21 protein-coding genes and 1 tRNA gene are annotated in these 25,891 nt (G+C 48.5%); 2 read left to right on the top strand and 20 right to left on the bottom strand.

The window, feature by feature from the left end:
- The 5 genes from CIB36_RS11025 to CIB36_RS11005 form a co-directional block, all read right to left on the bottom strand.
- Positions 1–1,548, bottom strand: coding sequence for a response regulator transcription factor (locus tag CIB36_RS11025; protein ID WP_158662670.1), 1,548 nt, complete (start codon positions 1,546–1,548; stop codon positions 1–3).
- A gap of 110 nt (positions 1,549–1,658) precedes the next feature.
- Positions 1,659–2,492, bottom strand: coding sequence for a carbohydrate ABC transporter permease (locus CIB36_RS11020; protein WP_229408238.1), 834 nt, complete (start codon positions 2,490–2,492; stop codon positions 1,659–1,661).
- A 2-nt stretch (positions 2,493–2,494) separates the two neighbouring features.
- On the bottom strand, positions 2,495–3,376 hold the full coding sequence (locus CIB36_RS11015) for a carbohydrate ABC transporter permease (RefSeq protein WP_093989589.1): 882 nt from the start codon (positions 3,374–3,376) through the stop codon (positions 2,495–2,497).
- Positions 3,377–3,552: 176 nt separating this feature from the next.
- A complete protein-coding gene (locus CIB36_RS11010) occupies positions 3,553–4,845 on the bottom strand; it encodes an ABC transporter substrate-binding protein (RefSeq protein WP_093989588.1) in 1,293 nt (430 codons plus the stop codon).
- A 19-nt stretch (positions 4,846–4,864) separates the two neighbouring features.
- Positions 4,865–5,812, bottom strand: a complete 948-nt coding sequence (locus CIB36_RS11005) for a uroporphyrinogen decarboxylase family protein (RefSeq protein WP_093990019.1) — start codon at positions 5,810–5,812, stop codon at positions 4,865–4,867.
- A 202-nt stretch (positions 5,813–6,014) separates the two neighbouring features.
- Between CIB36_RS11005 and CIB36_RS11000 the strand changes: the two genes are divergently transcribed.
- Complete coding sequence (locus CIB36_RS11000) at positions 6,015–7,832, top strand: sensor histidine kinase (RefSeq protein WP_093989587.1); 1,818 nt, start codon at positions 6,015–6,017, stop codon at positions 7,830–7,832.
- Between the two features lie 53 nt (positions 7,833–7,885).
- Here CIB36_RS11000 and CIB36_RS10995 read toward each other — a convergent pair whose 3' ends face one another.
- The 7 genes from CIB36_RS10995 to CIB36_RS10965 are packed head-to-tail and all read right to left on the bottom strand — an operon-like array spanning position 7,886 to position 15,508.
- Positions 7,886–8,971, bottom strand: a complete 1,086-nt coding sequence (locus CIB36_RS10995) for a glycoside hydrolase family 88/105 protein (protein WP_093989586.1) — start codon at positions 8,969–8,971, stop codon at positions 7,886–7,888.
- Positions 8,972–8,989: 18 nt separating this feature from the next.
- Positions 8,990–9,973: an aldo/keto reductase gene (locus CIB36_RS10990; protein WP_093989585.1), complete on the bottom strand. Its 984-nt coding sequence runs from the start codon at positions 9,971–9,973 to the stop codon at positions 8,990–8,992.
- Positions 9,974–9,989: 16 nt separating this feature from the next.
- Positions 9,990–10,670 carry a deoxyribose-phosphate aldolase gene (deoC, locus tag CIB36_RS10985; RefSeq protein ID WP_093989584.1) on the bottom strand — a complete coding sequence of 227 codons (681 nt, stop codon included), beginning with the start codon at positions 10,668–10,670 and terminating at the stop codon, positions 9,990–9,992.
- A gap of 26 nt (positions 10,671–10,696) precedes the next feature.
- Positions 10,697–11,863, bottom strand: a complete 1,167-nt coding sequence (locus CIB36_RS10980; RefSeq protein ID WP_093989583.1) for an iron-containing alcohol dehydrogenase — start codon at positions 11,861–11,863, stop codon at positions 10,697–10,699.
- A gap of 16 nt (positions 11,864–11,879) precedes the next feature.
- Positions 11,880–13,406 (bottom strand): xylulokinase, encoded by a 1,527-nt coding sequence (gene xylB / locus CIB36_RS10975; protein WP_093989582.1) that lies wholly within the window; start codon positions 13,404–13,406, stop codon positions 11,880–11,882.
- 42 nt (positions 13,407–13,448) lie between these two features.
- A complete protein-coding gene (locus CIB36_RS10970; protein ID WP_093989581.1) occupies positions 13,449–14,441 on the bottom strand; it encodes an SMP-30/gluconolactonase/LRE family protein in 993 nt (330 codons plus the stop codon).
- A 17-nt stretch (positions 14,442–14,458) separates the two neighbouring features.
- Positions 14,459–15,508, bottom strand: a complete 1,050-nt coding sequence (locus tag CIB36_RS10965; protein WP_093989580.1) for a zinc-dependent alcohol dehydrogenase — start codon at positions 15,506–15,508, stop codon at positions 14,459–14,461.
- 368 nt (positions 15,509–15,876) lie between these two features.
- On the opposite strand from CIB36_RS10965, the gene CIB36_RS10960 reads away from it, so the two are divergent.
- Positions 15,877–18,897: a glycoside hydrolase family 2 TIM barrel-domain containing protein gene (locus CIB36_RS10960; RefSeq protein ID WP_093989579.1), complete on the top strand. Its 3,021-nt coding sequence runs from the start codon at positions 15,877–15,879 to the stop codon at positions 18,895–18,897.
- 458 nt (positions 18,898–19,355) lie between these two features.
- On the opposite strand, the gene CIB36_RS10955 is transcribed toward CIB36_RS10960, so the two are convergent.
- The 8 genes from CIB36_RS10955 to rnpM all read right to left on the bottom strand — a co-directional run bounded on the left by CIB36_RS10955 (position 19,356) and on the right by rnpM (position 25,873).
- Positions 19,356–19,440, bottom strand: a tRNA-Leu gene (locus tag CIB36_RS10955).
- A gap of 52 nt (positions 19,441–19,492) precedes the next feature.
- Entirely contained in the window at positions 19,493–20,413 is a 921-nt protein-coding gene (locus tag CIB36_RS10950; RefSeq protein WP_093989578.1) for a bifunctional riboflavin kinase/FAD synthetase, read from the bottom strand.
- An 8-nt stretch (positions 20,414–20,421) separates the two neighbouring features.
- Complete coding sequence (truB, locus tag CIB36_RS10945) at positions 20,422–21,318, bottom strand: tRNA pseudouridine(55) synthase TruB (RefSeq protein WP_093989577.1); 897 nt, start codon at positions 21,316–21,318, stop codon at positions 20,422–20,424.
- A 48-nt stretch (positions 21,319–21,366) separates the two neighbouring features.
- Positions 21,367–22,317 (bottom strand): DHH family phosphoesterase, encoded by a 951-nt coding sequence (locus CIB36_RS10940; protein ID WP_093989576.1) that lies wholly within the window; start codon positions 22,315–22,317, stop codon positions 21,367–21,369.
- A gap of 3 nt (positions 22,318–22,320) precedes the next feature.
- On the bottom strand, positions 22,321–22,686 hold the full coding sequence (gene rbfA / locus CIB36_RS10935) for a 30S ribosome-binding factor RbfA (RefSeq protein WP_093989575.1): 366 nt from the start codon (positions 22,684–22,686) through the stop codon (positions 22,321–22,323).
- Between the two features lie 50 nt (positions 22,687–22,736).
- Positions 22,737–25,262, bottom strand: coding sequence for a translation initiation factor IF-2 (gene infB, locus CIB36_RS10930; RefSeq protein WP_093989574.1), 2,526 nt, complete (start codon positions 25,260–25,262; stop codon positions 22,737–22,739).
- Entirely contained in the window at positions 25,252–25,599 is a 348-nt protein-coding gene (locus CIB36_RS10925; protein WP_093989573.1) for a L7Ae/L30e/S12e/Gadd45 family ribosomal protein, read from the bottom strand. The genes infB and CIB36_RS10925 overlap by 11 nt, the downstream gene beginning before the upstream one ends.
- A complete protein-coding gene (gene rnpM / locus CIB36_RS10920; RefSeq protein ID WP_229408237.1) occupies positions 25,592–25,873 on the bottom strand; it encodes an RNase P modulator RnpM in 282 nt (93 codons plus the stop codon). Before rnpM ends, CIB36_RS10925 begins: the two co-directional genes overlap by 8 nt.
- Between the last annotated feature and the right edge of the window lie 18 nt (positions 25,874–25,891).

Genomic DNA, 25,891 nt, shown 5'->3' with positions numbered 1-25,891 from the left:
CTAATATTTCTCTCCTGATCTATCCAACTGATCCTTTTGCAGCAGCTCGCGGTACTTTTTCGGTGTCATTCCCATCTCCTTTTTAAAAACCTGAATAAACTGGGAAGCGTCGTTGTATCCCGAAAGGTTCGCTACCTCTGTGATCGACAGCCCCGGGTCGCCCAGCAGATCTTTCGCATGGCTGATCCGGATTTCCTTTAAATAGCTGCTGTAATTTTTGGATGTTTTTTCTCGAATGAGATGACTTAAATAGCTGTGGTTCATGTAAAACACATTTTCCGCCAGCTCTTTGAGCGAAATGTCCTTATTGTAATTTTGATGGATGTAATCCAGCACCTTATCCACGATACCGCCGTCCTCCGGCTCCTGCTGTCTAGGCAGCTCCGAACAGGCAAAGTCGATCACTCCGCGAACCGCCTCCAGAACCTCCTCCAGTGTGTCGTATCCTTCCAAATTCAGCGCGATCTCAGCATAAGGCATTTCACGTCCCTGTTGGTGCCCCTGTTTTTGGATTAATTCTGCCAGCATATGCAGGATCGTTTCATAACAGGACACAGACGCCTGCTCGTTTTCCCCGATCTTTTGAAATGCTTCTTGGATCAAGGAATAAGCGCCTGCGGCATTTTTCTGCTCCAAATAATGCCGCAGCTGTTCCGTTTTGCAGAAAGGCACCACCTTTACCGGGTAACGTTCCCTCACCTGCGCGTAATCGAACAGCTTCACGCGGGAGTTGATAAGCCGGTATTCTGCCGCGGTAACAGCCTGTGCATAGGCTTTAAATAAACACTCGGCAGAATCCTGCGGCTTGCTGACCCCCAGGGTATACTTCCAATGGTGCTGGTCCATATAGCTGTTCATTTTCTGAAATGTTTCAATCACCGTGTCATAGTCCTTTGACAAAATGATCCATTTATGGCGGGACAGCATCACAAACCGATATTCCAGATCAATGTTTTTACTTAAAAATTGCTGTAAAAAGAACTGAAACTCCACGCTTTCCGGATATTTCTTGGTCGAAAAGCTGCAAACGATCACGCGGTACGGCGTCATCATCCGCTGAAACATTTTTTCGTGCACATAATCATCTGGAAGGCGTCCGGAACTGAGCCCGTCGCAAATATACTTGGACAGCCCATCCGAATAATGGAGAAGCTTCATTCCCGCCGCGATCTTGTGCTCCTCGTCGCTTTGTTTTAAAACCTTTCTAAGGCAGTCATGGAGCGTTTCATCGCTGACCGGCTTTAATAGATAGCCTGCCGCGCCGGCGTTCAGCGCCTCCTGCGCATACTGAAAATCAGCATATCCGCTGATCAAGACCACCTTAGAGTTGCCCTTCGAGGAGGCGACCTGCTGAAGCAGCTCCAAACCGCTTACAAACGGCATTTCAATATCCGATAGGATCAGTTCCGGTTTTTCGCTCCAAAAAAGTTCCAAAGCTTTCTTCCCATTTGCTGCCTCTAAAATTTCAAAGTCTGAATCAAAGCCCTGTACCTGTTTTATCAATGACTGACGAGAATAAATCTCATCTTCAACAATCAGTACTTTCACCAAAAACTCCTTTCCCCAATCAATCAGTTTGTTTTCTGTGAACGATAAAACAGTTTTTGCTAAAGTCACGGAAGAAAACTTTTCTTAAACATCTTTAATCCATAATAATTTTAGCTTTTCACTGCTCCTGCTGTCAAGCCGGCAATAATATGCTTCTGGCCGATGGCATAAACCACCAGTACCGGGAACATACAGGTAAAATAAGCGGTAAACGCCATGGTGTAGTTGAAGGAATACTCTGTTTTAAAGTTGTACTGGAACAAAGGAAGCGTCCAGTAATCCTGAGTTTTGTTCAGCAATAACAGCGGCAGCATAAAGTCGTTCCAGAACCAAAGTACGTCCATTACCACCAAGGTTGCCAGCATTGGACCAATCAAGTGCCAGATGATCTTTGTAAACACCTGAAAAGTGTTGCAGCCGTCGATCCTGGCCGCTTCTTCAATTTCAAGCGGCAAACTTTGTATGTAGTTGACAAACATGAATACCCCTTTGGTCAGGCTTAACGCAACATAAAGGATAATCAGCCCGGTGATGTTCAAAAGGTTCATATTGGTCATGATCTTTGTCAGCGGCAGCATAATTACCTGGAATGGGACAAACAACCCCAAAATAATGTAAAAGTAAACCGCTTTGTAATATTTCTTGTGGAAGTTACGGGCAATCGCATAAGAGATCGCCGGGTTGATGACCGCCACCAAAATGATGGCAACCACAGAAATGATCGTTGAGTTTTTCGCATAGGTCCAGAAGTTGTTTTTGGTAAACAACTCCACATAGTTGTCAAATTTCCATTGCTCCGGGAACAGGAAAAACCCCTTGCTGGCCTGTTCCAGATCCTTGAACGTATTGATGATAACAATGTAAAGCGGCGCAAGAATCAAAATCAAGCCAAGCAGGATGATAATGTCGCGGGCGATCCGCCAGCCCAATCCTTCTTTTTTCATGATCAGTTGACACCGCCTTTACTAGATATTTTGATCTGGATCAGCGACAGCAGCGCAATGATAATAAATAAGATCACTGCCTCCGCGTTAGCCAGAGAAAATTTCATATTATTAAATGCGTCGTTGTAGATAGAGATCCCAATGACCGTCGTGGACCGGGACGGTCCCCCTGCCGTCAGGGCATAAGCGTAGTCAAAGGACGTGATCCCCGCTTTGATGGTAAGCACCATATTGATGGTGAAGGTAGGCATCAGATAAGGGAGCGTGATATAGCGAAACCGCTGGAACGTTGTCGCCCCATCCAGCATTGCCGATTCGTACAAGTCCCCTGGCACTGTCTGCAAGCCTGCCATAAAGATCATGGTAGGCATTGCCACCGCCTGCCAAACGTTGACAAAAACAACAGCGATCAACGCGGTTTTCGCGCTGGCCAGCGGACTTTGAGAAAGCGCAGAAATCCCCAGCATTTCCCCAATCACAGGGACAAGGCGATAATAGATCTGGTCAAAAATCAAAGAGATGGTGACCCCGCCGATCATAGCCGGGATAAAAAAGATCGATTTTGTTAAGGTTTTTAAATGTTTAATAGAATTCAAGCACAGGGCCAGTATCAATGAAGTGATCATAACACCAACTACCAGCAGCAGCGCATACTTTACAGTGACCCATAGCGTATTCCAAAAATATTGGTTTTCAAATAAGCTTTTATAGTTTTCAAACCCAATGTAGTTGTAGGTTTTTGCGATCCCGTTCCAATCTGTAAAACTGTAGTTCACGCCAACGATCACAGCGTAAATAAAGAAAATGCTGTATAAAACAACTGCGGGAATCGTAAAAAGAAAGTTTGTCAGCTTGTCCGCTGTTGACTCTCGTTTACTTTTCATCTCAATTCCTCCTTTGCCCGAAAGTACGACTCATCGTTATCCCAACGGACAATCATTTGATTAAGGCCGGCAATATAAAAAGCTTTCCTGTATAACAATGGGCGATTCTTGAAATATCTTCCATTCCAATCATCGCCCATTCGTCATATCACCTCGGCCTTATGTAGAAAAATCACTTATTGAACAGAAGCGGCAATGGTATCGTCCATGTTTTTCAGGAACTGATCCGTGCTTGGTTTGTCAAGCAGGAAGGACTGTACTGTGTTGTACAATTCATTGACCACGTTGTTCTGCAAAGTAGAAGCCATCCAGTCGTGTACCTGTCCCTTTTCGTCAATGAAATTCAAGATTGGTGCAAAGTTTTCGTCTGCATATTCTGTTCCAGCAATGATAGATGGTTCGCCGGATTCGTCAGACCATTTCTGGGCTACTTCTGTCTGAGAGATGTAGTTCAGGAAAGTAAAGGCTGCTTCTTTTTCTTCTTCAGAAGCCTGAGCAGAAACGCACAGCGCCGCGTTGACGCCAGTCAGGCAGGTGGTGGAATCCACTGTATCGCCCGGCAGTGCGAATGCGCCAAATCTCATATCAGGATTTGCCAGAAGGATGTTCCCGCGTCCGTAAGAACCAGAAATGATCATCGCACAGTTACCGTTTGCAAAGGATTCCTGCATCATGGTGGTGCTCATGCCAAACGCGTCTTCGTTGCCGTATTCCATCAGCTTCATCATCTTGTCTGCATAACCGCTGAAATCTGCTTTGTATTCAGCGTTCTCTGATAAGGTTGTTTTCCCTTCCTGTACTTCGACCAGTTCTTCAACTCCGTCCGGTACAAAAGCAACTGTCGTCGCCTGGAAGATATGCCCTACACCGTCCTTTAACGGGAAATTCAGCGGGGTGATACCTTTTTCTTTAAAGGTATCGCATACTGCAATAAATTCATCCCATGTAGTTGGGATCTCAATGCCGTTTTCTTCAAACATATCCATGTTGTAGAACACTGCCATATAGTTTCTTGCATATGGCATCGCGTAATATTCTCCGTCGTCTGCCGGGGTCATTGCCAGATAATCCTCATTGACCTGACTAAAGAATTCCTGTCCTGTCAATTTTTCATAGTACCCATTTTTCACTTTTTCTTTAAACTGCATCTGGGTCGGCCAGTCTGTCAGCAGTGGAGGAATATCATCGGTCGCAATACGGGAGGCCAATACTTTCAAAGAGTCCGGGACCGTATTCTGCTTGATCACGATATCCGGATTTTCTTTCTGGAAATCCGCAATGATCGCTTCATATCCGGCCTGAATCGCCTCTTCGCCTTGCTGTTGGAAAAACTCCAATTCAATCTTTCCGGAATTATTGGAGCCGGCAGCCGGTTTGGAATTGTCGGAACCAGCGTCTTTTCCACATCCTGCAAAAGCCATTGCAATCATCAAAGAACTGAGTACGGTTGCAAAAATTCTTCTTTTCATGTTTTACACTCCTATATATTTAAAATTTAAAATTGTGCGCTGCTTCAACTGCTGCTTTGATCCGGTCTAAGCTGATCCCTTCACCCTGTATCGTACAGTCGGCGCCGATCATCATGCTCATGGAGCCAAAGCCCCGGATCGCGTCCTCCACTTCCTGGCGGATCGCGTCCTCTGTTCCGCTGAGGATATTCCCCTTATTGTTCAAGCCGCCCAAAATCGGACGCTGATAAAGCTTTTTCCCGTCCAGAAGGCTCAGTCCATTGTCCTTGACAGACCAGTTGACAATATCTCCCGGATAATCGGCAAAGCGTTCTAAACATACCTTAAAGTCATATTCCGGTTCCCCGCATAAGTGAAGGATATTGTATTTATCCGTCCGTTTATCCGCTTCGCCCAGCACCATAAGATCAGCCGGCTTTACCATCATAGCCCATTCCTCGTCCGAAAAACGTCCGATCTCGCCGAATTGTGCGGAAAAATAAATCCCATCTAATCCTAAATCCATGTAGGCGTTTGCCCATTCGACCTGGACTTCCGCAATGGTTTTCACGCCGTCGGCTACAGCCTTTGGGTTTTCCTTGGCATGTGCCATCAGCAGATCATCGCCAAAAGCAAAGGATGCAGCCTTAAAGGGGCCAAACATCGTCTGCACCGCCATGGCTTCTCCACCGACGCCATCCAGAATCCGCTTGATGACCTCAGCCTGTTTTTTGAATTCCGGGGAATCTGGGCCGTCAAATTTAATTTTGTACCAATCCGACGCGCTGTTGATCTGTGAATGGATAGGATACATAAAATCCTGCATGATCTTCATGATGTCCATGTCGGTATGACGGAACAAGTCTAAGTGCCCCTTTACCGTTTCTTCCACAGTAAAGCTTGCTGGATAGTGGAACCAGAAGCCTGCTGGCACCTTATCCGGCGTTTGCCCATTTAATACCGCCTTTACCCGTTCAACTTTATTCATGATTTGAACCTCCTGTTCTCTTGTTGATTCCATTATATTTTACCTTTTGTCCAAAAAATATAATTTTTTTTGGTATTAAATATGAAAAAGTTTGGAATGTAGAAAAATCGCTTTGTTTTTTGTATTTTGAAGCGGGTCCGGCCCTTGTGGTTTTAGGGTCTGTCTACTATAATAAAAGATACTATTTTCTGGGAGTGATACCATGAGCCCTCTTAAAAAACTTTCTTATCAAGCGCAGATATTCCTGATCTCGGTGATCCTGATCGCCGTGCCCTCGATCGTCATTACCACGATTTCTGTAAACCGCATCCTCAACCAGGTGGATAGCCGGTATCAGGAATCCTTGCTGGATCTAACTACACAGATCAATATGAATATCGACTCCATGATCTCCAATGCTGAAAAGATCGGCACGCTTCATATCGTGAACGATGAAGTCCGGAAAATCCTGACTACCGATTACTCTGATTCCCCCAGCAGCTATTATTCCGCGGACCAAATCATGAAGGCGCAGCTGCTCCAGGCAAACCAGCTGAATACAAACGTCATTTCCTCGATCTTTATTAACCAATATGGGTATAAATTTGATTACAATTTCAATACCTATTCTGATTTCCGGGATATTTTTGACAATATCGAAGAATGGGCGGAATACGCGCGCAATGATCTGGACATGACCTATGTTGCCCCCATCTGCCATCCCAAGCGGGAAAATATCGCTTATCAGAATATTCTCCCCCTGGTCACGATCCTCCGCGATCCCTATACTTTCTTAGAGATCGGCGTCATGGGCGTGGGGATCAACTTCAATTCAGTCACCGATATTCTTTCCTCCTCCAAGCTTCCCAACAGCACCATTATTCTCTTTGACCAAAAGGATCAAGCGATCTTCAGCACGGATTCCCGCTACCTTTCTGACAAAGACAGCCGGCTGATTGAAACCCTGTCAGAAGTCAGCGCAAAGGTAGACGCAAAGCATTTAAGCAGTTACCAGGACATTCAATATGCAGGGGACACCTTTTCAGTGAATACACTGTACAACAGCTCTACCGGCTGGAAGATCGTACATATCCTGGATAATACCATCATAGCCGAAGCCTCTAATATGAGCATCCAAAACCTGATTATTATTTTTATTTTCATCGCATTTCTGGAATTGGTGCTGGCTTATTTTATCTCTCACCAGCTATCCAAAAGCATCAACCACATCTGTTATCAAATCGACCAATGCGAGGATGGAAAAATAAGCCTTGTCAGTTCCGACAACCAGCTGCTTGTAAACCGGGAGATGAACCGGATCGTAGACAGCTACAACCGGCTGAACCAACGCCTCATGGAGAGCATGCATGAAAATTATCTGATCCAGCTCAATGAAAAGCAGATGGAGCTTCGTATGCTGCAAGCGCAGATCAACCCGCACTTTTTCTATAACACGCTTAATGTGATCAGTTCCATTGCCAATATCCGGAATGTGCCTGAGATCCGCACCATTTCCACCGCGATCTCCGAATTGCTGCGATATAATTTAAAATCCGGTTCCATCGTCACCCTAAAGCAGGAGGTAGAACAGGTCGCGCGGTATATCACGATCCAGCAAATTCGTTTCCCGGATAAATTCATTTATGAATGCGCGCTCCCGCCCGAATTGGAAGAAGTCGCTATCCCGGTCAGCAGTCTCCAGCCTTTGATTGAAAATACTATCGTGCATGGTTTTGCCAAAAAAGAGGAGGCTGGGTATATCATGGTCAATATCTACGGAGAACTGGACCGCCTGCATATCCTGATTGCGGATAACGGGACAGGGATCGAACCACAGAAGCTTGAAACGCTGCAGCGTTCTCTCCAAACCCCTAAAGTGATCAAAATCAGCGATTCATCAAATTTCTCGATTGGCCTGCTGAACGTCCACCAGCGGATCCAGTCCTATTATGGGAAACAATACGGCATCTCGATCGACAGCACCCTGAATAAAGGTACGATCGTCGACATCAACCTCCCGCTTCCGGAAACAGAAAAATAAACAAGAGGGAATATCCCAGAAATGGGATATTCCCTCTTGCTTTGAGAGATCGGTTATATGGCGTCAAATTCCACCGCAGCGGTTGCCCACAGCACTGCCGCTACCGCTTCCTTCGCATTCACACTCTTTCGGAACCGGACATAAAATTCATAATTAAGCTGTACCCCAAGCCCGTCGCAGGCATCAATGATATTGACATTGCCCTCCGGGTCGATGAGGTATTTTGTTTTCAGCCCTTCAAAACCTTTTCGGATCACCTCGTCATATTTCCATGGCTCAACCAGATTCAAGGCACGGGCCTTGTAAAAGGTATACAGGAACATGGCGCTTCCCGATGTGTCACACCAGTTTCCGGGATCATGGATCTTATCCACCACCTGATACCAAAGCCCGGAACAGCTATCCTGCACCTTGGCTAAAGAGCATAGCAGCTTTTCGAGCTGTTTCTGCACCGAATCCCAGCCGGGAAAATCTTTTGGAATGATCCCCAAGACATCTACCAAAATCATCGCGTACCAGCCCAGGCCCTCGCTCCAAACCTCTGATGATTTCCCGTTAATGACGCTCGCCCACGGCGTTTCCGGACGTTCACTGTAAGCGTGGTATAACAGCCCCGTGCCGTCCTTTTCACACCGGTCAAATACAATATTTAATTGGCGGATCGCCTCGGAAAAGCAGTAGCTTCGGTCCTCTTCGTTGACATATGCGCCGTACCGCACTAAAAACATCAAGCCCATAAACAGACCGTCGACCCACATTTCCCCTTCCAGCGGGCGTCCGTGCCAAAAGCCACCGTCACGGTTACGCGGATAATCGTTAAACGCTAAACGGATGTGATTACATGCGAGCCTGTACTTTTCTTCTTTAGTATGCTGGTACATCCACGCCAGTACAGAACCTGTCATGATGTCGTCCAGACTGACCCCGGTAAATCCCAATACCGTCCCATCAGCCTGCACGTGCTCCTCGCAATACTGCTTTACATAAGAAAAATAGCTGTCTTTCCCTGTTTTTTCAAACAGCCGGATAAACCCCCAAAGCATAAATCCCTGAGAATAGGACCAAGATAAATACGGATAGGAATCCGGGTCCGGGAAACGCTTCATCAATGTTTCGGCCAAACGTTCAGAATATATCATAAGAGTCCTCCTTTTCCGCTAACCTTTCAAAATCGTTTCAATCTCATGGATCTCTTCCGGCGTAAATTCCATGTTGTCAAGCGCTTTTACATTTTCCTTGATCTGCGCCAGCCTGCTTGCCCCAATGATCACCGATGTCGTCCTCTGCAACGCCCATACCAATGCCATCTGCGCCAAGCTCTGCCCGCGTTTAGCCGCCAGTTCGTTTAGCTTTGCTACCTTGGCGATCTTTTCCTCTGTAATATTTTCCCGGTTTAAAAATATGCTTTTTCCAGCCGCACGGGAGTTTTCCGGGATGCCGTTCAGGTATTTGTCAGTCAGCAGCCCCTGCGCCAACGGGCAGTAGGCGATCGAGCCCACATCTTCTCTGTCCAGAACGTCCAGCACCTGTTCGTTCTGCCGCTCCAGCATGGAATAATTCATCTGGTGGATCAGGCAGTGAATCCCTTTATTCCCCAGCACCTTTAGCATCTGTTCGGTCTGCTCCGGGCTGTAATTGGAAATCCCCACATACAGCGCCTTTCCGGAGCGCAGGATCTGTTCTAAGGCTTCCGCTGTTTCCTCCAGCGGGGTGTCCGGGTCTGGGCGATGATGGTAAAATACGTCTACATAGTCTAAGCCCATTCTTTTCAAGCTCTGGTCCAGAGAGCTGATCAACTGCTTTTTCGACCCCCATTCGCCATAGGGGCCTTCCCACATATAATACCCTGCCTTTGTGCTGATGAACAGCTCGTCGCGGTAAGGCTTCAGGTCACGGGCGAGCACCCTGCCGAAGGTTTCTTCCGCCGATCCGGCTGAAGGGCCATAGTTGTTCGCCAAATCGAAATGGGTGATCCCCAAATCAAACGCCCCCAGGATCATTTCCCGTGAGTTTGCAAGAACCGCCTCATCCCCAAAATTGTGCCACATCCCCAATGACAACGCCGGCAGTTTCACCCCGCTTTTCCCGCATCTGCGGTAGATCATCGTCTGATACCGTTCATGGTTTGCCAGATAGTTCATATAGTTGCTCCTTTCTTTATTCGTGGTATCTTGCTTCAAATTCCTCTAAAATTTTGAGGCTGCTGCTGGTACCGATCCGTTCGGCGCCGGCTTCTATCATAGCCATGCAGGTATCCAAATCGCGGATTCCGCCGGCGGCTTTTACCTTGATTTGTTCCCCAACACAGCCTTTCATCAGCCGTACGTCCTCCACCGTTGCGCCGCCGGTGCCAAACCCGGTCGACGTCTTAATAAAATCCGGCTTCACGTTCAACGCGATCTCACACAGCTTTTTCTTTTCATCGTCAGTCAAATAACAGTTTTCAAAAATCACCTTAGAGATAACATGGTGCTCCCGGCAAACGGAAACAATCTGTTTCATCTCTTCTTCAATATAGTCGTATTGCCCGTCTTTTAATTTCGATATATTGACCACATAGTCAATTTCATCCGCACCGTTTGCGATCGCGTCTTTGGTTTCAAACACCTTGCTTTCTATGGTCGTTTGCCCTAATGGAAAGCCGATGGCAGCCCCCACATGGACTGCGCTGTCTTTGAGCAGGCGTTTGCAAAGGGCTGTTTGCGCCGAATTGATCGCCACCATTTTAAATCCGTTTTGATCCGCCTCCCGGCAAAGTACCTCAAAGTCCTGTTCCGCCGCATATGCTTTTAAAAGCGTATGGTCAAATAAATTTGCTAACTCTTTTGCTGAAATCATCACTTTTCCTCCGCATCTTTCTTCATTTACCGGGCAATCCGGAAAATTTCGACAATATCCTGTTCCGAAAGCTTTTTAAATCCTCCGATGCTGCCGAACATACAGGCTTTTTCAGCCATCTGTTCAAACCGATCTTCTCCGATCCCAGCCTCACTTAACCGGACAGGCATGCCAATGGAACGGAAAAATCCCTCCATCCTTCGGATGCCTTCCAGAACGATCTCCTCCGGGCGTTCACAGGCAAAATCAACATCCCACACCCTGACTGCAAACTGAACGAACCGGTAGATATTTTCGCGGTATACATATTTCATCCATGCCGGAAATATGATTGCAAGCCCGGCCCCGTGCGCAATATCATATTCTGCACTCAGTTCATGTTCAATATTATGGGAACCCCAATCTTGTTCCCGGCCGGTCCCCAGTAAATTGTTGTGGGCAATGGTGCCGGCCCACATAATTTCAGCCCAAGCGTCGTAATTCTCTTTGTTTTCCCGCACCAGCCGGACGTTTTGGATCACCGTCCGCATGGTCGCCTCACACAAACGGTCGGTCAGGTCAACGTGTTCTGTGTTGGTAAAATACCGTTCCATCACATGGGCAAGAATGTCTGAAACTCCGGCAGAAACCTGATAATCCGGCAGTGTGAAGCAAAGCTGCGGATTTAAAACCGCAAATTTGGGGATCAGGGTCTCGCCCTGACAGTCCCGTTTGTAATGCCCTTCTTCGTTAGTGACGACCGATCCCGCGCTGGTCTCGCTTCCGGCTGCGGGAATCGTCAGGATCACACCGATCGGAAGGGCTTGCCCAACGGGCGCTTTCTTCATGTAAAAGTCCCATACATCGCCGTCATAATAGCTTCCGGCCGCGATCCCCTTGGCCGAGTCGATGACGCTGCCGCCGCCCAGCGCGACAATAAAATCAATACCCTCCTGTTTGCAGAGCGTCACGCCCTCACGGATCAGGCTGACCCTTGGGTTCGGCTTTACACCGCCCAGTTCAAAAACAGTCAACCCGCTTTCTTTCAGCGCGCGCATCACCTGATCATAAACCCCACTTTTTTTGGCGCTGCTGCCACCGTAATGCAGTAAGACTCTGTTTCCGCCATAGGCCTTTACCAAATCGCCAATCTGATTTTGTGTTTCTTTTCCAAAAATGATCTTGGTCGGATTGTAGTATTCAAAATTTAACATTTTGTTCTCCTTCCCTCTACCGTATGCCGGCCAACCCTGTATAGGTTTCCAGCAGGCAGTCATAAGCCTGGTTAAAAAGCTGGTACAGCTTTTCATACCGGGCCGCATATTCCTCTCTTGGGTAAAGCATCTCTTCTGTAGGGTTAAAACGGTCAATGACATCAAAGCTGTCAAAGATACCTGCCCCAATTCCACCGCAGACCGCGGCGCCCATGGAGGTCGCCTCCTCCAGATACCGCGGCAGCTGAAGCGGCATCTGGAAAATATCCGCCAGGATCTGAAGCCATACCTTCCCCTTTGCGCCTCCCCCGATCACGGTGATTTCCCCGATCGGCCGGGTTTGGCGGAAAATGTCCAAAATCACCCGCAGGTTGTACCCAACGCCTTCCAGCACCGCACGGGCACAATCCCCCTTGCTGCTTCCCGTCCGAAGCCCAAGCAAAACGCCGGAAGCCGCCGGATTCCAGCGAGGGGAACGCTCGCCCAGCAGATAGGGCAGATACAGCAGGCCGTTTGCACCCGGTACAGACTGCGCCACCATCTGGTCGATCAGCTGGTAGGGGCTTACGCCCTGTTCTGCGGCCAGCCGGCTCTCTTCCTGACAAAAAGTGTTTTTAAACCATTGCAGGGATACCCCCGCAGCCTGCATCGTCCCGCAGGGCGTATACAGCTCCGGGTCTAAATGCACCCAGTTAAAAGTCCTCTTCGCAGGGTCGAATACCGGTTCCTCCGAGGCCATAGAGATCCACGACGAGGACCCCAGTACATGATAGGTCTTCCCCGGGCGCACCACCCCCGCACCCACACAGGCGCACGAACCGTCTCCCCCGCCTGCGATCACCGGCGTGCCCGACAGCAGCCCTGTCTGGCGTGCGGCCTCAGGCGAAACGGCCCCAACCATATCGGTAGACGCGTGGAGCTGCGGAAGCAGGTCTTTCGGAACAGCCAGCTCCTGAAGAATTTCCTCAGACCATTGCTTTTTCCGAAGATCAAACAGGTTTGTGCTGGAGGCGTCGCTGTAATCGGTCACAAAATTCCCGGTCAGCCTGTAGATCATATAGTCTTTGGCGTTGAGCATTTTGTAAGCGTTCCGGTATACCTCCGGTTCGTTTTCCTTGATCCAAAGCAGCTTCGCCCCGCCGTACGAGGCGCTTAAACGGTGCCCGGTGATCTGGTAGCCCCGCTCCTCGCCGATCGCTTCTATCATTCGGCGCTCCTGCTTCTGGCTGCGGGTATCCGCCCAGATGATCATCCGCCGCAGGGGAATCCCTTGGCGATCCACTAATAAGCAGCCCATCATCTGTCCGCTGAAGCTGACGCAGGCGATCTGCCCCGGGCTGATCTTTGCCTTGGCGATTAGCTCCCGGGTACTGCTGCATACGGCCCGCCACCAATCTTCCGGATCCTGTTCTACAAACCCAGCCTCCGGATAATCTGTTTGGTATTCATACAGTGTGCTGGCGCAAAGACTGCCCTGCTCGTCATACAGCACCGCTTTGTTCCCGCTTGTACCCAAGTCATGGGCCAATAAATATGTTTTCATAGAAGTCACCCTGCCTTTCCCGTAGTGGGGCTTTATTCTTCCTCAGCGTTCCAATTCAAGCTGGGCAAGGGTCGCCGGCATGCTGTGACCTGTATTTACTTTTCCCGGCCCGGTCACCAGATCAAAGCAGGAAGCGATGATCCGCCCGTCCCATACGATCGGTTCCCCCGGCTGGTTAAGTTCCCCATGCAGTCCATCGCTGTCCGGGCTTTGAGCGATCCGGGTCACCTTTCCATCCGGTGTTACCATGCCGATGGCGTTGGCGCAAAAATCAGCTATATACAGGTTCCCGTTTTCATCAAACACCATGCCGTCTGTGCTTTCCAGTTGTGAAAAGTCCTGCGCGAACAATTTGTTCTCTTTCACAGAGCCGTCCTCGTTAAAGGTAATCTTGTAAACGGCCCCATCCCCAAAATTGCCCACAAAAAGGTTCCCTTCCTTATCAAAGGCGATCCCGTCAGCGCCATACTGGCAGTCCGGGTTCTGGGTAAGAAAGGTGGTCAGGATATTGGGGTCCTCCAGTGTATTGGTGATCTTAATATTTTCATCATCTAAGGCAAAGCGGTATACACAGCTTACCAGTTTTCCCGACGGGTCCTTGACCGGATGCAGATAGCTCTGTGTGACATACATGTAGTTTCCGCGGATCCGGATCCCGTTGGGGTGTTCCATCCCATAGGCTACCACCTTTGTTTCTAAAATTTCTCCCTCATCTGTCACTTTCAGTCTAAGTACCCGTCCTTTAAACAGCACATCTTCTTTTTCGCTCCATCCCTGATTATCGCACAGGTAAACGTTGTATTCACTATCAAACGCGATCCCCATGTTGCGCGCCACGCCCGTTTCCTCCAGCACCGGCACATCAAACCATTTCTTTACATTGCCTTCCCGGTCTAATTTCACAACACAGCCCGACAGGTTATCATCGGCATAGTTAGGGCAGGACAGCACTAGGTTTCCCTCCCGGTCTATTTCCATCCCATCCGGCGTACAGATGTATTCCGGCAAAACAGAAAACAATGTTGATGTCTGCATACGATCACCTTTCCTTTCTAAAATTTAATCACGATCTTTTTCAGTCCCGGTTCCCGGGCTTCCACCTTTTCAAATGCCTTGACGGCCTCCTCAAAAGGCATCACATCAGAGATAAAGTCATATGGATCAAGCACACCCATGTTGATCCATGCCATGATCTGGTGATGCGCTTCTCCCTCTTCTTTCTTGGACGGCCACTGTACAAAGTGCAGATCCCAGTTATACGGGGCTTGGCTCCAATCCAAATCCATCCCCAATTTCGGCGAGATCCCGTAACAGCAGATCTTCCCGTTATACCGGATCAGTTCCATCGCCTGCAAGATCAGCTGGTTTAGCCCAACCGCATCGACCACATAGTCTACTCCCTCCGGAAACAGTTTTCTCACTTCCTGCTTCACATCTGCAATAGTACTGTTGAGGGCAATGTCCGCTCCCATTTTCTTTGCCTGCCGGATCTTTTCCTCATGGATATCTACCGCGATTACCGTGCTCAGTCCCAACAGCTTTAAAAAGCGGATAAAGCACAGCCCTACCGGGCCGGTCCCAAACACGACTGCCGTTTCATTCTCTTTCATCCCGAACCTGCGGATAGCGCTCAGTACCTCCCGGAAGGTGATCACCATCGCCGCTCCTACCGCGTCGATCTTGTCCTCCTTCCGGATCACTGTCTGTGCATAATAGGATTCTGAAAATTCAGGTGTCCCCGGGCCTTTTCCCGCTTTCACATATGCTTTCCAGTCCCCCACAACTGCGTATTCAGAAAACGCGCCCCATCCGGGCTCATATCCGTTGGCGCCCTGTTCCAAAAACGGCAAAAGCACCAGATCCCCTTTCTGAAAGCTCTCTACCTTGCTTCCTACTTCGACTACTTCCCCAACGCCTTCATGCCCCAGCACTGCCGGATAGGTGTCAAAGTTCTTAAACGTCCCATGGATCAGCTTCATGTCCGTCCCGTTGCACACCCCGCAGCTTTTAAGCTTGACCAATGCCTGGCACTCCCCATATTCCGGCTGCGGCAGCTCCGCAAACGAAAGTTTTCCGCCTTCTTCTACTACTAGGCTTTTCATTTCTCTTCCCTCCGTTTCAATCATAACAGATGTATCTCGGAAAACCGATCTCGAATGATCAATCTAATTTTAGAATATCGGAACGGGACAAGAAAAAATATAAGTTTCTTTAGAAGATAATCTGAAAAAGTTTGGGGATTTTAAAATACTTCTATGCTTTTTGGAAGCCATTTTGTTGGAAGAAGGGGATTTTCCACCCTGTTTACGATCTGTGCCGCCGATAAAACAACAACTAGACAGGAGGATAGGGCGAATGCTATAATAGTAAAAAATAGTAATATCTATTGTACTTCCGTTTCCTGTTTAAAACGCGGCAGAGCAAAAAAACAGCTTTGAAGCAGGGCCGGATCAGAAAGGACAGGCTATTTATGATCATTGAAAACTATTTTGAAAATCTGGATGTTTTACATCTTGGAACCACGCCCCCGCACGCTTATTTTATCCCTTTTTCTTCCGAAAGCGCTGCAAAAACCGCAAACCCGGAAGACCGTGGCCAGTCGGAACGCTTTTTTGACCTTTGCGGTGCTTGGCAGTTTCGCTGGTATGAAAATGTGCGGCTGCTCAAAGATGCTTTTTGGACGCCTGATTTTTTGCGTTCAGGCTTTACTTCAGTGCAAGTGCCTGCTGTTTGGCAAAATTACGGCGTTGACCAGCATCAATATACCAACATCAACTATCCATTTCCATATGACCCACCCTATGTTCCGGCGCAAAATTCCTGCGGCGCATACCTCCGTGATTTTACCTTTTTCCCTGAGCCGAACCGCCGCTATTTATTAAATTTTGAAGGGGTCGACTCGGCGTTCTATCTTTGGCTCAACGGAAAATTTGTGGGGTACAGCCAAGTATCCCATTCGACAAGTGAATTTGACGTGACAAAGCTGCTCCAAGCCGGACAAAATACTCTGGCTGTCCTAGTGCTGAAATGGTGTGACGGTTCTTACTTTGAAGATCAGGATAAATTCCGTATGAGCGGGATCTTCCGGGAAGTTTATTTGTTGGAACGCCCTTATGAAGGGATCTCCGATTTTACGGTCACTGCGCCGGTTTTGGCAGACGGCAGCGGAGAGATCAACATTGAGATCGCGTTTTTTCATCAGGAGGTTCCAGTAGAGGGGGTATTGCTCTCTCCGGAGGGAACAGAAATCGCCCGCCAAAATATTTCTAAGGGGAAGCTGTGCTTTTCGCTGGAACAGCCGGCGCTTTGGAACGCAGAACAGCCTGCCTTATACAAATTATTGCTTGTCTGCGCAGAAGAAACGATCCCGGTCCGGGTGGGGATCCGCAACATAGAGATCAAGGATACGGTCGTTTGCTTAAACGGAAAAGCGATCAAGTTCCGCGGTGTGAACCGTCATGAAAGTTCGGCCGTCAACGGTTCTGCCGTCACCTTGGACGAAATGAAACAGGATTTGACATTGATGAAACTGCATAACATCAATGCGATCCGAACCTCCCACTATCCCAATGCACCGGTATTTTATGAGCTTTGCGATGAGATGGGTTTTTATGTCATTGACGAAGCAGATCAGGAATGCCATGGCGTTTGTACCCAAAGCTGTGATTATGCCGGCGACACTTCGGCGCTGCTGGCACATGATCCCCGTTTTGAAACCACCATATTAGACCGCGTACAGCTTTTGGTAGAACGGGATAAAAATCATGCGTGTGTTGTGATCTGGAGCATGGGGAATGAATCAGGCTATGGCGTAAACTTTGAAAAAGCGTTATACTGGACCAAACAAAAAGATTCTACCCGTCTTACCCATTATGAAGGGGCCAGCTATCCAGCCAAAGACTATCAGCCGGATTTCGCTCCACTCGATCTTTACAGCAAAATGTATGCGCCTGTCCAAGACATGATAACCTATTGTGAAAACAAGCCTGACAAACCATTCATCCAATGCGAATATGTCCATGCGATGGGCAATAGCCCCGGGGACATCGAGGATTATTATCAGGTCATTGAAAAATATGACACTGCCTGCGGCGGGTTTGTTTGGGAATGGTGCGACCACGCTGTCTATAAAGGAACAGCGATGAACAACCAGCCAATCTATTGCTACGGCGGAGATTTTGGTGAATTTCCTCATGATGGAAACTTTTGTATGGACGGACTTGTTTTTCCTGACCGCACACCGCACACCGGTTTACGGGAATTTAAAAATGTACAGCGCCCACTCAGAGCTTCCTTTGATGAATCAGGTTGTACCCTTACACTGCATAATATCCGGGACTTTACAAATGCATCTGAGTTCGCCGAGGTCCATTGGGTACTAGAACGGGATGGCGAACCAGTACAGCGGGGAACAATAGCACCACAGGAACTTCAGATTGAACCGCACGGGTATCAGTCCTTTAATCTCCCGCTGCAAGCAAAGGAAGAAGGTCATTTTGTACTCCGGGTGGAAACCATACAGCACAGCGCTAACGGTGCCCTTCCAGCAGGGCATTTGTTAGGGGTCGAATGCTTTGATCTGGCAAAAGACGGAACGAAAAACCTAAGACTGCAACAGCTGCAAAACACGCCAAAGGTCGCCGCACCGCCTGTTTTTGAAGCGAATGATACCTCCATTATTGTGTACGGCAATGATTTCCGGTACGAATTTGATCCCCTCACCGGAGTATTCCGTTCTATGACAGCACACAATCAACAACTGATCACGAAACCTATGGAATACAATATTTGGCGTGCCCCAACTGACAATGACCGGTATATTCGCGAAAAATGGGAAGAAATTGGTTATCAGCGCATGGTTTCCCGTGCTTATGCTCCCACATGTGCGGTAGAGGGAAATGATGTCGTGATCAGAAGCAGGGTTTCTTTGGCGTCAGTCGCCCGCTGCCACAGCTTATCTTTGGAAACCGAGTGGCGCATTGCTCCAGACGGGACGCTCACTGCGAAGCTAGACGGCGCCCGAAACGGCATCCTTCCGTTTTTACCGCGTTTTGGCCTGCGGCTTTTCCTGCCGAAAGAGGATTCTGCATGCGAGTATTTTGGTTTTGGCCCGTGGGAAAGCTACTGCGACAAGCACCAGTCGACATTCTTAGGTAAATTTATTGCAGACTGCGCGGATATGCATGAAAACTATCTCCGCCCGCAGGAAAATTCCAGCCATTTTGGATGCGACTATGTCCTAGCTGGAAACAAACTGTTATGCTGGGCCGACCGTCCATTCAGCTTTAACTTCTCACGCTATACGCAGGAGGAGCTAACGGCAAAAGCACACAGCTATGAGCTTGTTCCCAACGACAGCAACGTACTTTGCCTTGACTACAAAATGAGCGGCATAGGATCAAATAGCTGTGGACCAGAATTGCTGCCACAATATCGGTTTGATGACACTCAGTTTTCATATACTCTGCATATCAAGCCTATCAACAAATAATGATACAGGGCAAACCAATAGGCCTGCTACCATTTTCAAATATTTAACTGTGAAAAAGACACCGAGAAACATTTTGTTTCTCGGTGTCTTTTCTTGCTATAGCCCACATATAACAAAACTGAAGCCTAGCTGCTGATTATGCTGGGATATACTGTACATGTCCGATTATCAGTACGAAACCCAGAGGCGGAAATAAAGAGCACACCAAAACAAGGTGCTCCTATCAAATCCCGGTATGACATGATCGGATACCCAAAGTGGATCAAAAAGTTACAAACGAAAAAAGCGGAGCTCCCGGCCTGAAAATCCAGGCGGAAGCTCCGCTTTCTCGCTATTTTATTTGGTTTATTTTTGGACATCCACGGTAAAACGGTTTTTCGAATTTTGCTCCCAAAAAGCCCGCAAACTCGCATGGATACTGAAAAAAATGGAGTGACATCTTTTTCGTCACTCCATCGTGGTGCGGATGACAAGACTTGAACTTGCATGGGTCGCCCCACTAGAGCCTAAATCTAGCGTGTCTGCCAATTCCACCACATCCGCATAAGCTGCGTATACTACAGCTTTTTTAGTTTATCATATTTTATCCCTGATGTCAATTCGTTTCTCGTTTAAAAAAATGGCGAGCCTTTTCAATGTCATGATGAATACTGTCCGACAGCTGTTCCAGATCCTCAAACCGCTCTTCCCCACGGATAAATTGATGCAGCTTTACGGTAAGTCTTCGCCCATACAGGTTTTGGTCGACCCCGATAATGTGCGTTTCAGCAAGAGGCTGGCGTTCCCCTGCGATCGTAGGCTTGACCCCAATGTTTGTAATGCTGGGATATTCTTCTCCGTCTAAAAGCACTGAAGAGATATAGACCCCAAATTTTGGCAGACAGATATACAGATCCAACTCCTGATTGATCGTAGGATAACCCAAAGTTCGTCCGATCTGTTTGCCATAAACAACGGTTCCCTCTATTGTGTAGGGCGTCCCCAACAGACGGTTGGCCGACACGATATTTCCATCTGACAAATACCTGCGGATCCGTGTGGAACTGACAGGCTCGCCGCAGTCCAAATAAGGGGAGACAACCTGTACCTTTGCACAAATGTCTTTTGCTAAACGCTTTAGCAGTTCCACATTCCCGGCGGCATGGTTCCCAAACCGGTAGTCCTCCCCACAGCAGATCACTTTCGCGTGAAGTATTTCCCCCAAAACCTGATGTACAAATTCCTGGGCAGACAGCTTTCGTATCTCCTCAAAATCGGGCATATAAACCATGTCTACAGGCAGCAGGGACAATCTCCGGACCCGTTCTTCCGGCGTAAAAATATCCTTTTGGAACAGCTTTTTATCCGGGCGTTCCCGGCGTGCCACAAAAGTCAACACGGTAACAGCCCACTCCTCCCGGTGCGCCGCCGCAGCTTCAATCACCCGGCGATGCCCTAGATGGACCCCATCGAACATTCCCAAAGCCACAGCAGAGCCTGCCGGGCTTTCTGTATTCAAATCACGATAAACCCTCATGCCAACCCCTAGTTTCTCTTCAACATTTTTTCTATCACTAATTCCATTTTTTCCAAATCCAGTTTTGCCAGCCCCAAAAAGGTATCTCCCGGACCATATACCCGGTAACTTTCATCTTGCCCGCGATAATGGACCCGGTTCAGGTCCAGCTTCACTCCATTTTGAAATTTCTTTGCCTGTATCTCATTGAGGTGGATCGCCTTAAGCCCCTGAAACACACGGTCTAATGGAAGCATCTTGTCTTCCAGATCTCCTTGAGCCATCAAAGTCTGCACGTCTTCCAGCGTCAGGCAATCCTCTAACATAAAATCACCTGCACATTCGCGGACAAGCGCCGTCAGTACTGCGCCGCAGCCTAATGCTTCCCCAAGGTCGCTGCAAAGGGAACGGATATAGGTCCCCTTGGAACACAGTACCCGAAACTGCCCGGTCTGCGCCAACTCGTCAAAGGAAAGCAAATCCAGTTTTTTGATTTCCACTTGGCGCGGGGCGCGCTCCACAGTCTGCCCGGCCCGCGCAATGTCGTACAGGCGCCGACCGTTGACCTGCACTGCCGAATACATCGGCGGAAGCTGGGAAATGACCCCGCGAAAGTTTTCAAGCGCCGCCTCCACCTGATTTTTTGATACATGGCTTTCCTGCTCTGTCAAAACAGTTCCGGTAATATCTAAGGTATCTGTCGTACAGCCAAGCTGAAAATCCGCCAAATATCCTTTCTCACTGTTGGGCAGAATATCGCACAATTTTGTCGCCGTTCCAAAAAACAACGGCAAAACTCCGGTGGCCATTGGGTCCAGCGTTCCTGCATGGCCGATCTTGCGGGTTCTTGTTATCCCTCGAATCTTCGCCACTACGTCAAATGAAGTCCAGCCTGACGGCTTATTGATACAAATGATCCCATCCATCTATCCTCAGTCTCCTGTAAAAAACGGACAGTAATTCTGTCCGCCTTTTTATTGTTCAAAATACGGAATGACGACCTCAAGCAAACGCTTTTTTGCCTCTTCCAAAGGCAAGTCCACCGTACATCCGGCAGCGCGGACATGGCCGCCTCCGCCCAGCTTTGCACAAATCTCCGCCGCGTCTACGAACTGGCTGGTGCGAACAGACACCCGGTAACCGCCCTGCGGACGCTCCCGCATGGTAATACCGATCTCTACGCCCTCTACCTGACGCGGGATCGCAGAGACCCCATCCAACTCCGACGGGTCGATCTGCGTGCGCTGTACTAGGTCCTGCGGGATCACGATCAAAGCGATCCGGTGCTCACAATAAAATTCCATGGTCTCCAGCACACTTTTTTCCACAACGATCCGGCTTTTAGATTTGGTATCAAACAGCGCACGGTTGATCGGCTCATAATTGCAGCCGTATTCAAACAAGTCCGCTGCAATACGATGCGTATCGGCTGTGGTATTGGAAAATTTAAAGCAGCCCGTATCAGTAGAAATGCCGGTATACAAACAGTTTGCGATCCGCTCATCAATCGGCACGCCCAGTTCCCGGATCAAGCGGTAAAGAATCTCGCAAGCTGCGGCCGCATGCGTATCTACAAACAAAAGATCAGCCTGCATATTATTGGAGCCATGATGGTCGATGCAAACGTCGATCTGCCCGTCGTACTGTGACAGACGCTCTCCCAAAAGCTGCGGAGAGGCAATATCAACCGAGACAACACAATCTGGTTCAAATTCGTCCTCCTCATACCCCTGAAACAGATAACAAAACTTTTTGGGAAACGGATCAGAACAGAGCACCGTCGCCCTTTTTCCCAAGCTGCGCAAGGCATAGTAAAGCCCTAATGCGCTTCCCAAAGTATCCCCATCCGGATTTTGATGCGTGAGGATCAAAATATCCTGCTTCTGCTTTAAATATGCTGCGATCTCCTGCAAACTTGCCGTCATAACTTATAAACCTTCCTTTTCTGAAGCGTCCTTATGAAGCCCCTCCAGTAATTGATTGATCTGCGCCCCGTATTCGATCGAGTCATCCGCCACAAAGGTAAGCTCCGGGCATTTGCGCAGGTGCAGGCGGTTCGATAATTCCCTTTTGACAAAGCCGGTAGCGCTTTTTAACCCCTCTACCGATTCTTTGGTTTTTTCCGTTCCCTCTATGGCGCTGACATAAGCTTTGCAGTGCGACATATCGTTGGATACCGTCACCTTCACCACACTCAGCATCGAGGAGATCCGCGGGTCTTTTAGCTCGCGCAAAATAGCGCTCAGTTCCCTTTTAATATCCTGTGTCACTCTTCCAATTTTAAATCCTGCCATATCTTTCCTTTTCCGAAGCCGGGGCCAAACGGCCCCGGCTTCTTAACTGATTATTCTTCAATATATTCTTCCAGCATGAAGGATTCTAAAATATCTCCTTCTTTAATATCATTAAATTTATCCAAACCGATCCCGCATTCATACCCCTGCGCAACCTCTTTGGCGTCATCCTTAAACCTTTTTAAGGAGTCGATCTTATCCTCTACCAAAACGATACCGTCACGCACAACACGGATCAAAGCGTTTCTTACAACTTTTCCGTCCAAAACATAACATCCGGCCACAGTGCCAACATTGGAAATTTTGTAAACCTGACGCACTTCCGCACGCCCCAGTTCCACTTCCCGGGTTTTTGGAGTCAAAAGCCCCTTCATCGCTAGTTTTACATCGTCAATCGCATCATAGATGATACGGTACAGCCGGATCTCCACTTCCCCAGCCTCGCTCATTTCACGGGCATTGTTGTCCGGACGGACGTTAAATCCGATGATGATTGCGCCGGAAGCCTGTGCCAGCATCACGTCAGAACGGTTGACAGCGCCTACCGCGCCGTGGATCACCCGTACGCGTACTTCATCGTTGCTGAGTTTTTCCAAGGACTGGCGCACTGCTTCTACAGAACCGTTCACGTCTGCTTTGACAATGATCGGCAGTTCTTTCAGTTCGCCTTCTTTCATCTGGTCAAACAAATTATCCAAGGTAACCTTCTGGTACTGCTTGAACTGCTCTTCCTTCTGTTCATGTTTCCGCTTTTCAACCAGCTCCCTTGCCAGACGCTCGTTCGCAACTGCGGCAAATTCATCTCCCGCGGTCGGAACCTCTGCAAGGCCGGCTACCTCGACCGGTACGCACGGGCCGGCTTCATCTACCTTAAGCCCCTTATCGTTGGTCATCACACGGACACGTCCAACAGCAGTCCCGGCAATCAAAACGTCGCCGCTTTTCAGGGTTCCGTTCTGCACCAGCAGCGTTGCGATCGGGCCACGGCCCTTATCCAGACGGGATTCGATAACGGTTCCCTTAGCCAAACGATTCGGATTTGCTTTCAGTTCCAGCATATCAGCCGTCAGCAATACCATATCCAGCATCTGGTCAATACCTTCTCCGGTCAGTGCAGAAACCGGGCAGCAAACAATATCTCCGCCCCATTCTTCCGGCACCAAGCCGTATTCGGTGAGTTCTTGCTTCACACGTTCCGGGTTTGCAGTCGGTTTATCCATTTTGTTGATCGCCACAATGATCTGGACATTTGCCGCCTTTGCGTGGTTAATGGATTCTACCGTCTGCGGCATGATCCCGTCGTCAGCCGCAACGACCAGGATCGCGATGTCCGTTGCCAACGCTCCTCTGGAACGCATTGCGGTAAACGCTTCATGTCCCGGTGTATCTAAGAAGGTGATATTCTTTCCATGGACGTTGACCTGATACGCGCCGATATGCTGAGTGATCCCGCCCGCTTCGGTGGAGGTAACGTCAGCATTCCGGATCTTATCCAAAATCGAGGTCTTTCCGTGGTCAACATGCCCCATTACAACCACGATCGGGCTTCTTTCTTCCAGGTTTTCCTCGGCGTCTTCTTCCTCCTCAAACAGCCGTTCCTCAATGGTAACGATCACTTCTTTTTCTACTTTAGCGCCCAATTCCTCGGCTACAAGAGAAGCGGTATCAAAGTCAATCACTTCGTTCTGTCCAACCATAGCGCCCAGCATCATCAGTTTTTTAATGACTTCCGTCACGTTTACCTTCAGCCGGCTTGCCAGTTCAGATACTACGATCTCATCTGGGATCTGTACAGTAAGTTGCTGTTTTCTTGCGCGCTGCAATGCCAAACGCTGCAGCTTTTCTGCTTCCGTTTCCCGTTTGTTGGAATATTTCGCTTTTTGGCGCTGTGCGGCTTTATTGCCGAATTTCTGTTTTTTCACACCGCTGTTAAAGCGGTCGGCCGGAGCGATCTGTTCGTATTTTTCGTTGTATTTATCCAGGTTGACCTCGACCTTAGAAGTATCCACATGGCGAACTACTTTTTCAAAATCCTTTGTATTTTCCGCCATTTTCGGTGCGGTCACAGGTGTCTGCTGCGGCTTTTTGGCCTGCTGTACCGGCTGTGATTTCTTTGCCTGCTGCGGCTTATTATTGTGCAGGGAGGCGTTTTTAGCCGTTTCAAAACGATTGCGGTCCTGCTGTTTATTATGTGCGTTATGCACTTTTGGCTGAGCCGGTTCCTTTGTTTCTGCTTTTGGCTGCGGCTTTGCCTGCTGCGGTTTCGGCTGTTTTGCCGGGGCAGGGCGCTGTGGTTTTTCCGGCGCCTTGGCGGCAGCCTTTGGCGCAGCTTTTTCGGCTTTCGGTGCCGCCTGCTTCGGCTGTGTCCTCTCTTTATTTGCAAAATAAGCGTCTAAATTTTCAACAACACCCTTTTTTGCCACATAGTGTTCAAACACAAAATTTAGTTCTTCCTCCGTCAACGCGGTCATATGTTTTTTTGTTTCCCCAAAATTTTCCTCGATCAGGGTAATGATCTCCTTGTTGGGAACATTCAAGTCCTTTGCGACTTCATGCAGTCTGTATTTAATCTCCATATTCGGCATCCTCCTTCAATCTTTCTGAACGGTCCGTTTCATCTTCTATCACAGTACGGATCTTTTCAGCAAATGCTTCTTGTGTTACGGCAATGATCCCCGCCCGTTTTCCAACCAAATACCAAAATTCGTCTAATGTAAACGGGGTTGGCAAGCTTTTCACAGCATACCTGCCGCACAAATACGCTACTTCCTTCCTTGTTTTGGGAGAAAGATCACTTGCTAGAAGAACTAACTTCGCATTTCCCTGTTCCATACTTTCCCGAACAGGGTCAAAGCCCAGTGTCAGGGCACCGATCCGTTTACAAAACGTGATGCTCTCTATCAGTTTATTCATGCTCTTTCAGTTCTTTCTCCATCCTGTCATATATTTCATCAGGAATCCTACAGGAAAAAGCCCGTTCCAGCCCCCGGTGCTTCCGTGCCGCAGCCAGGCAATCCGGATTTTGGCACAAATATGCGCCCCGTCCCGCCTTTTTTCCGGTCAAGTCCAGGGAGATCTCCCCTTCTTTATTCTTCACAACACGAACCAATTCTTTTTTCGGCTTCATTTCGTTGCAGCCAATGCATTTGCGCATCGGCACTTTTTTTACTCCGTGCTTTCCCTGCATAGTTCTCCACTCCTGTTA

This window comes from Massiliimalia timonensis (assembly GCF_900186585.1).
GTDB lineage: Bacteria > Bacillota > Clostridia > Oscillospirales > Ruminococcaceae > Massiliimalia > Massiliimalia timonensis.
The sequence above is the reverse complement of the archived record's forward strand: the minus strand, read 5'-3'. Positions and strand labels throughout refer to the sequence as shown.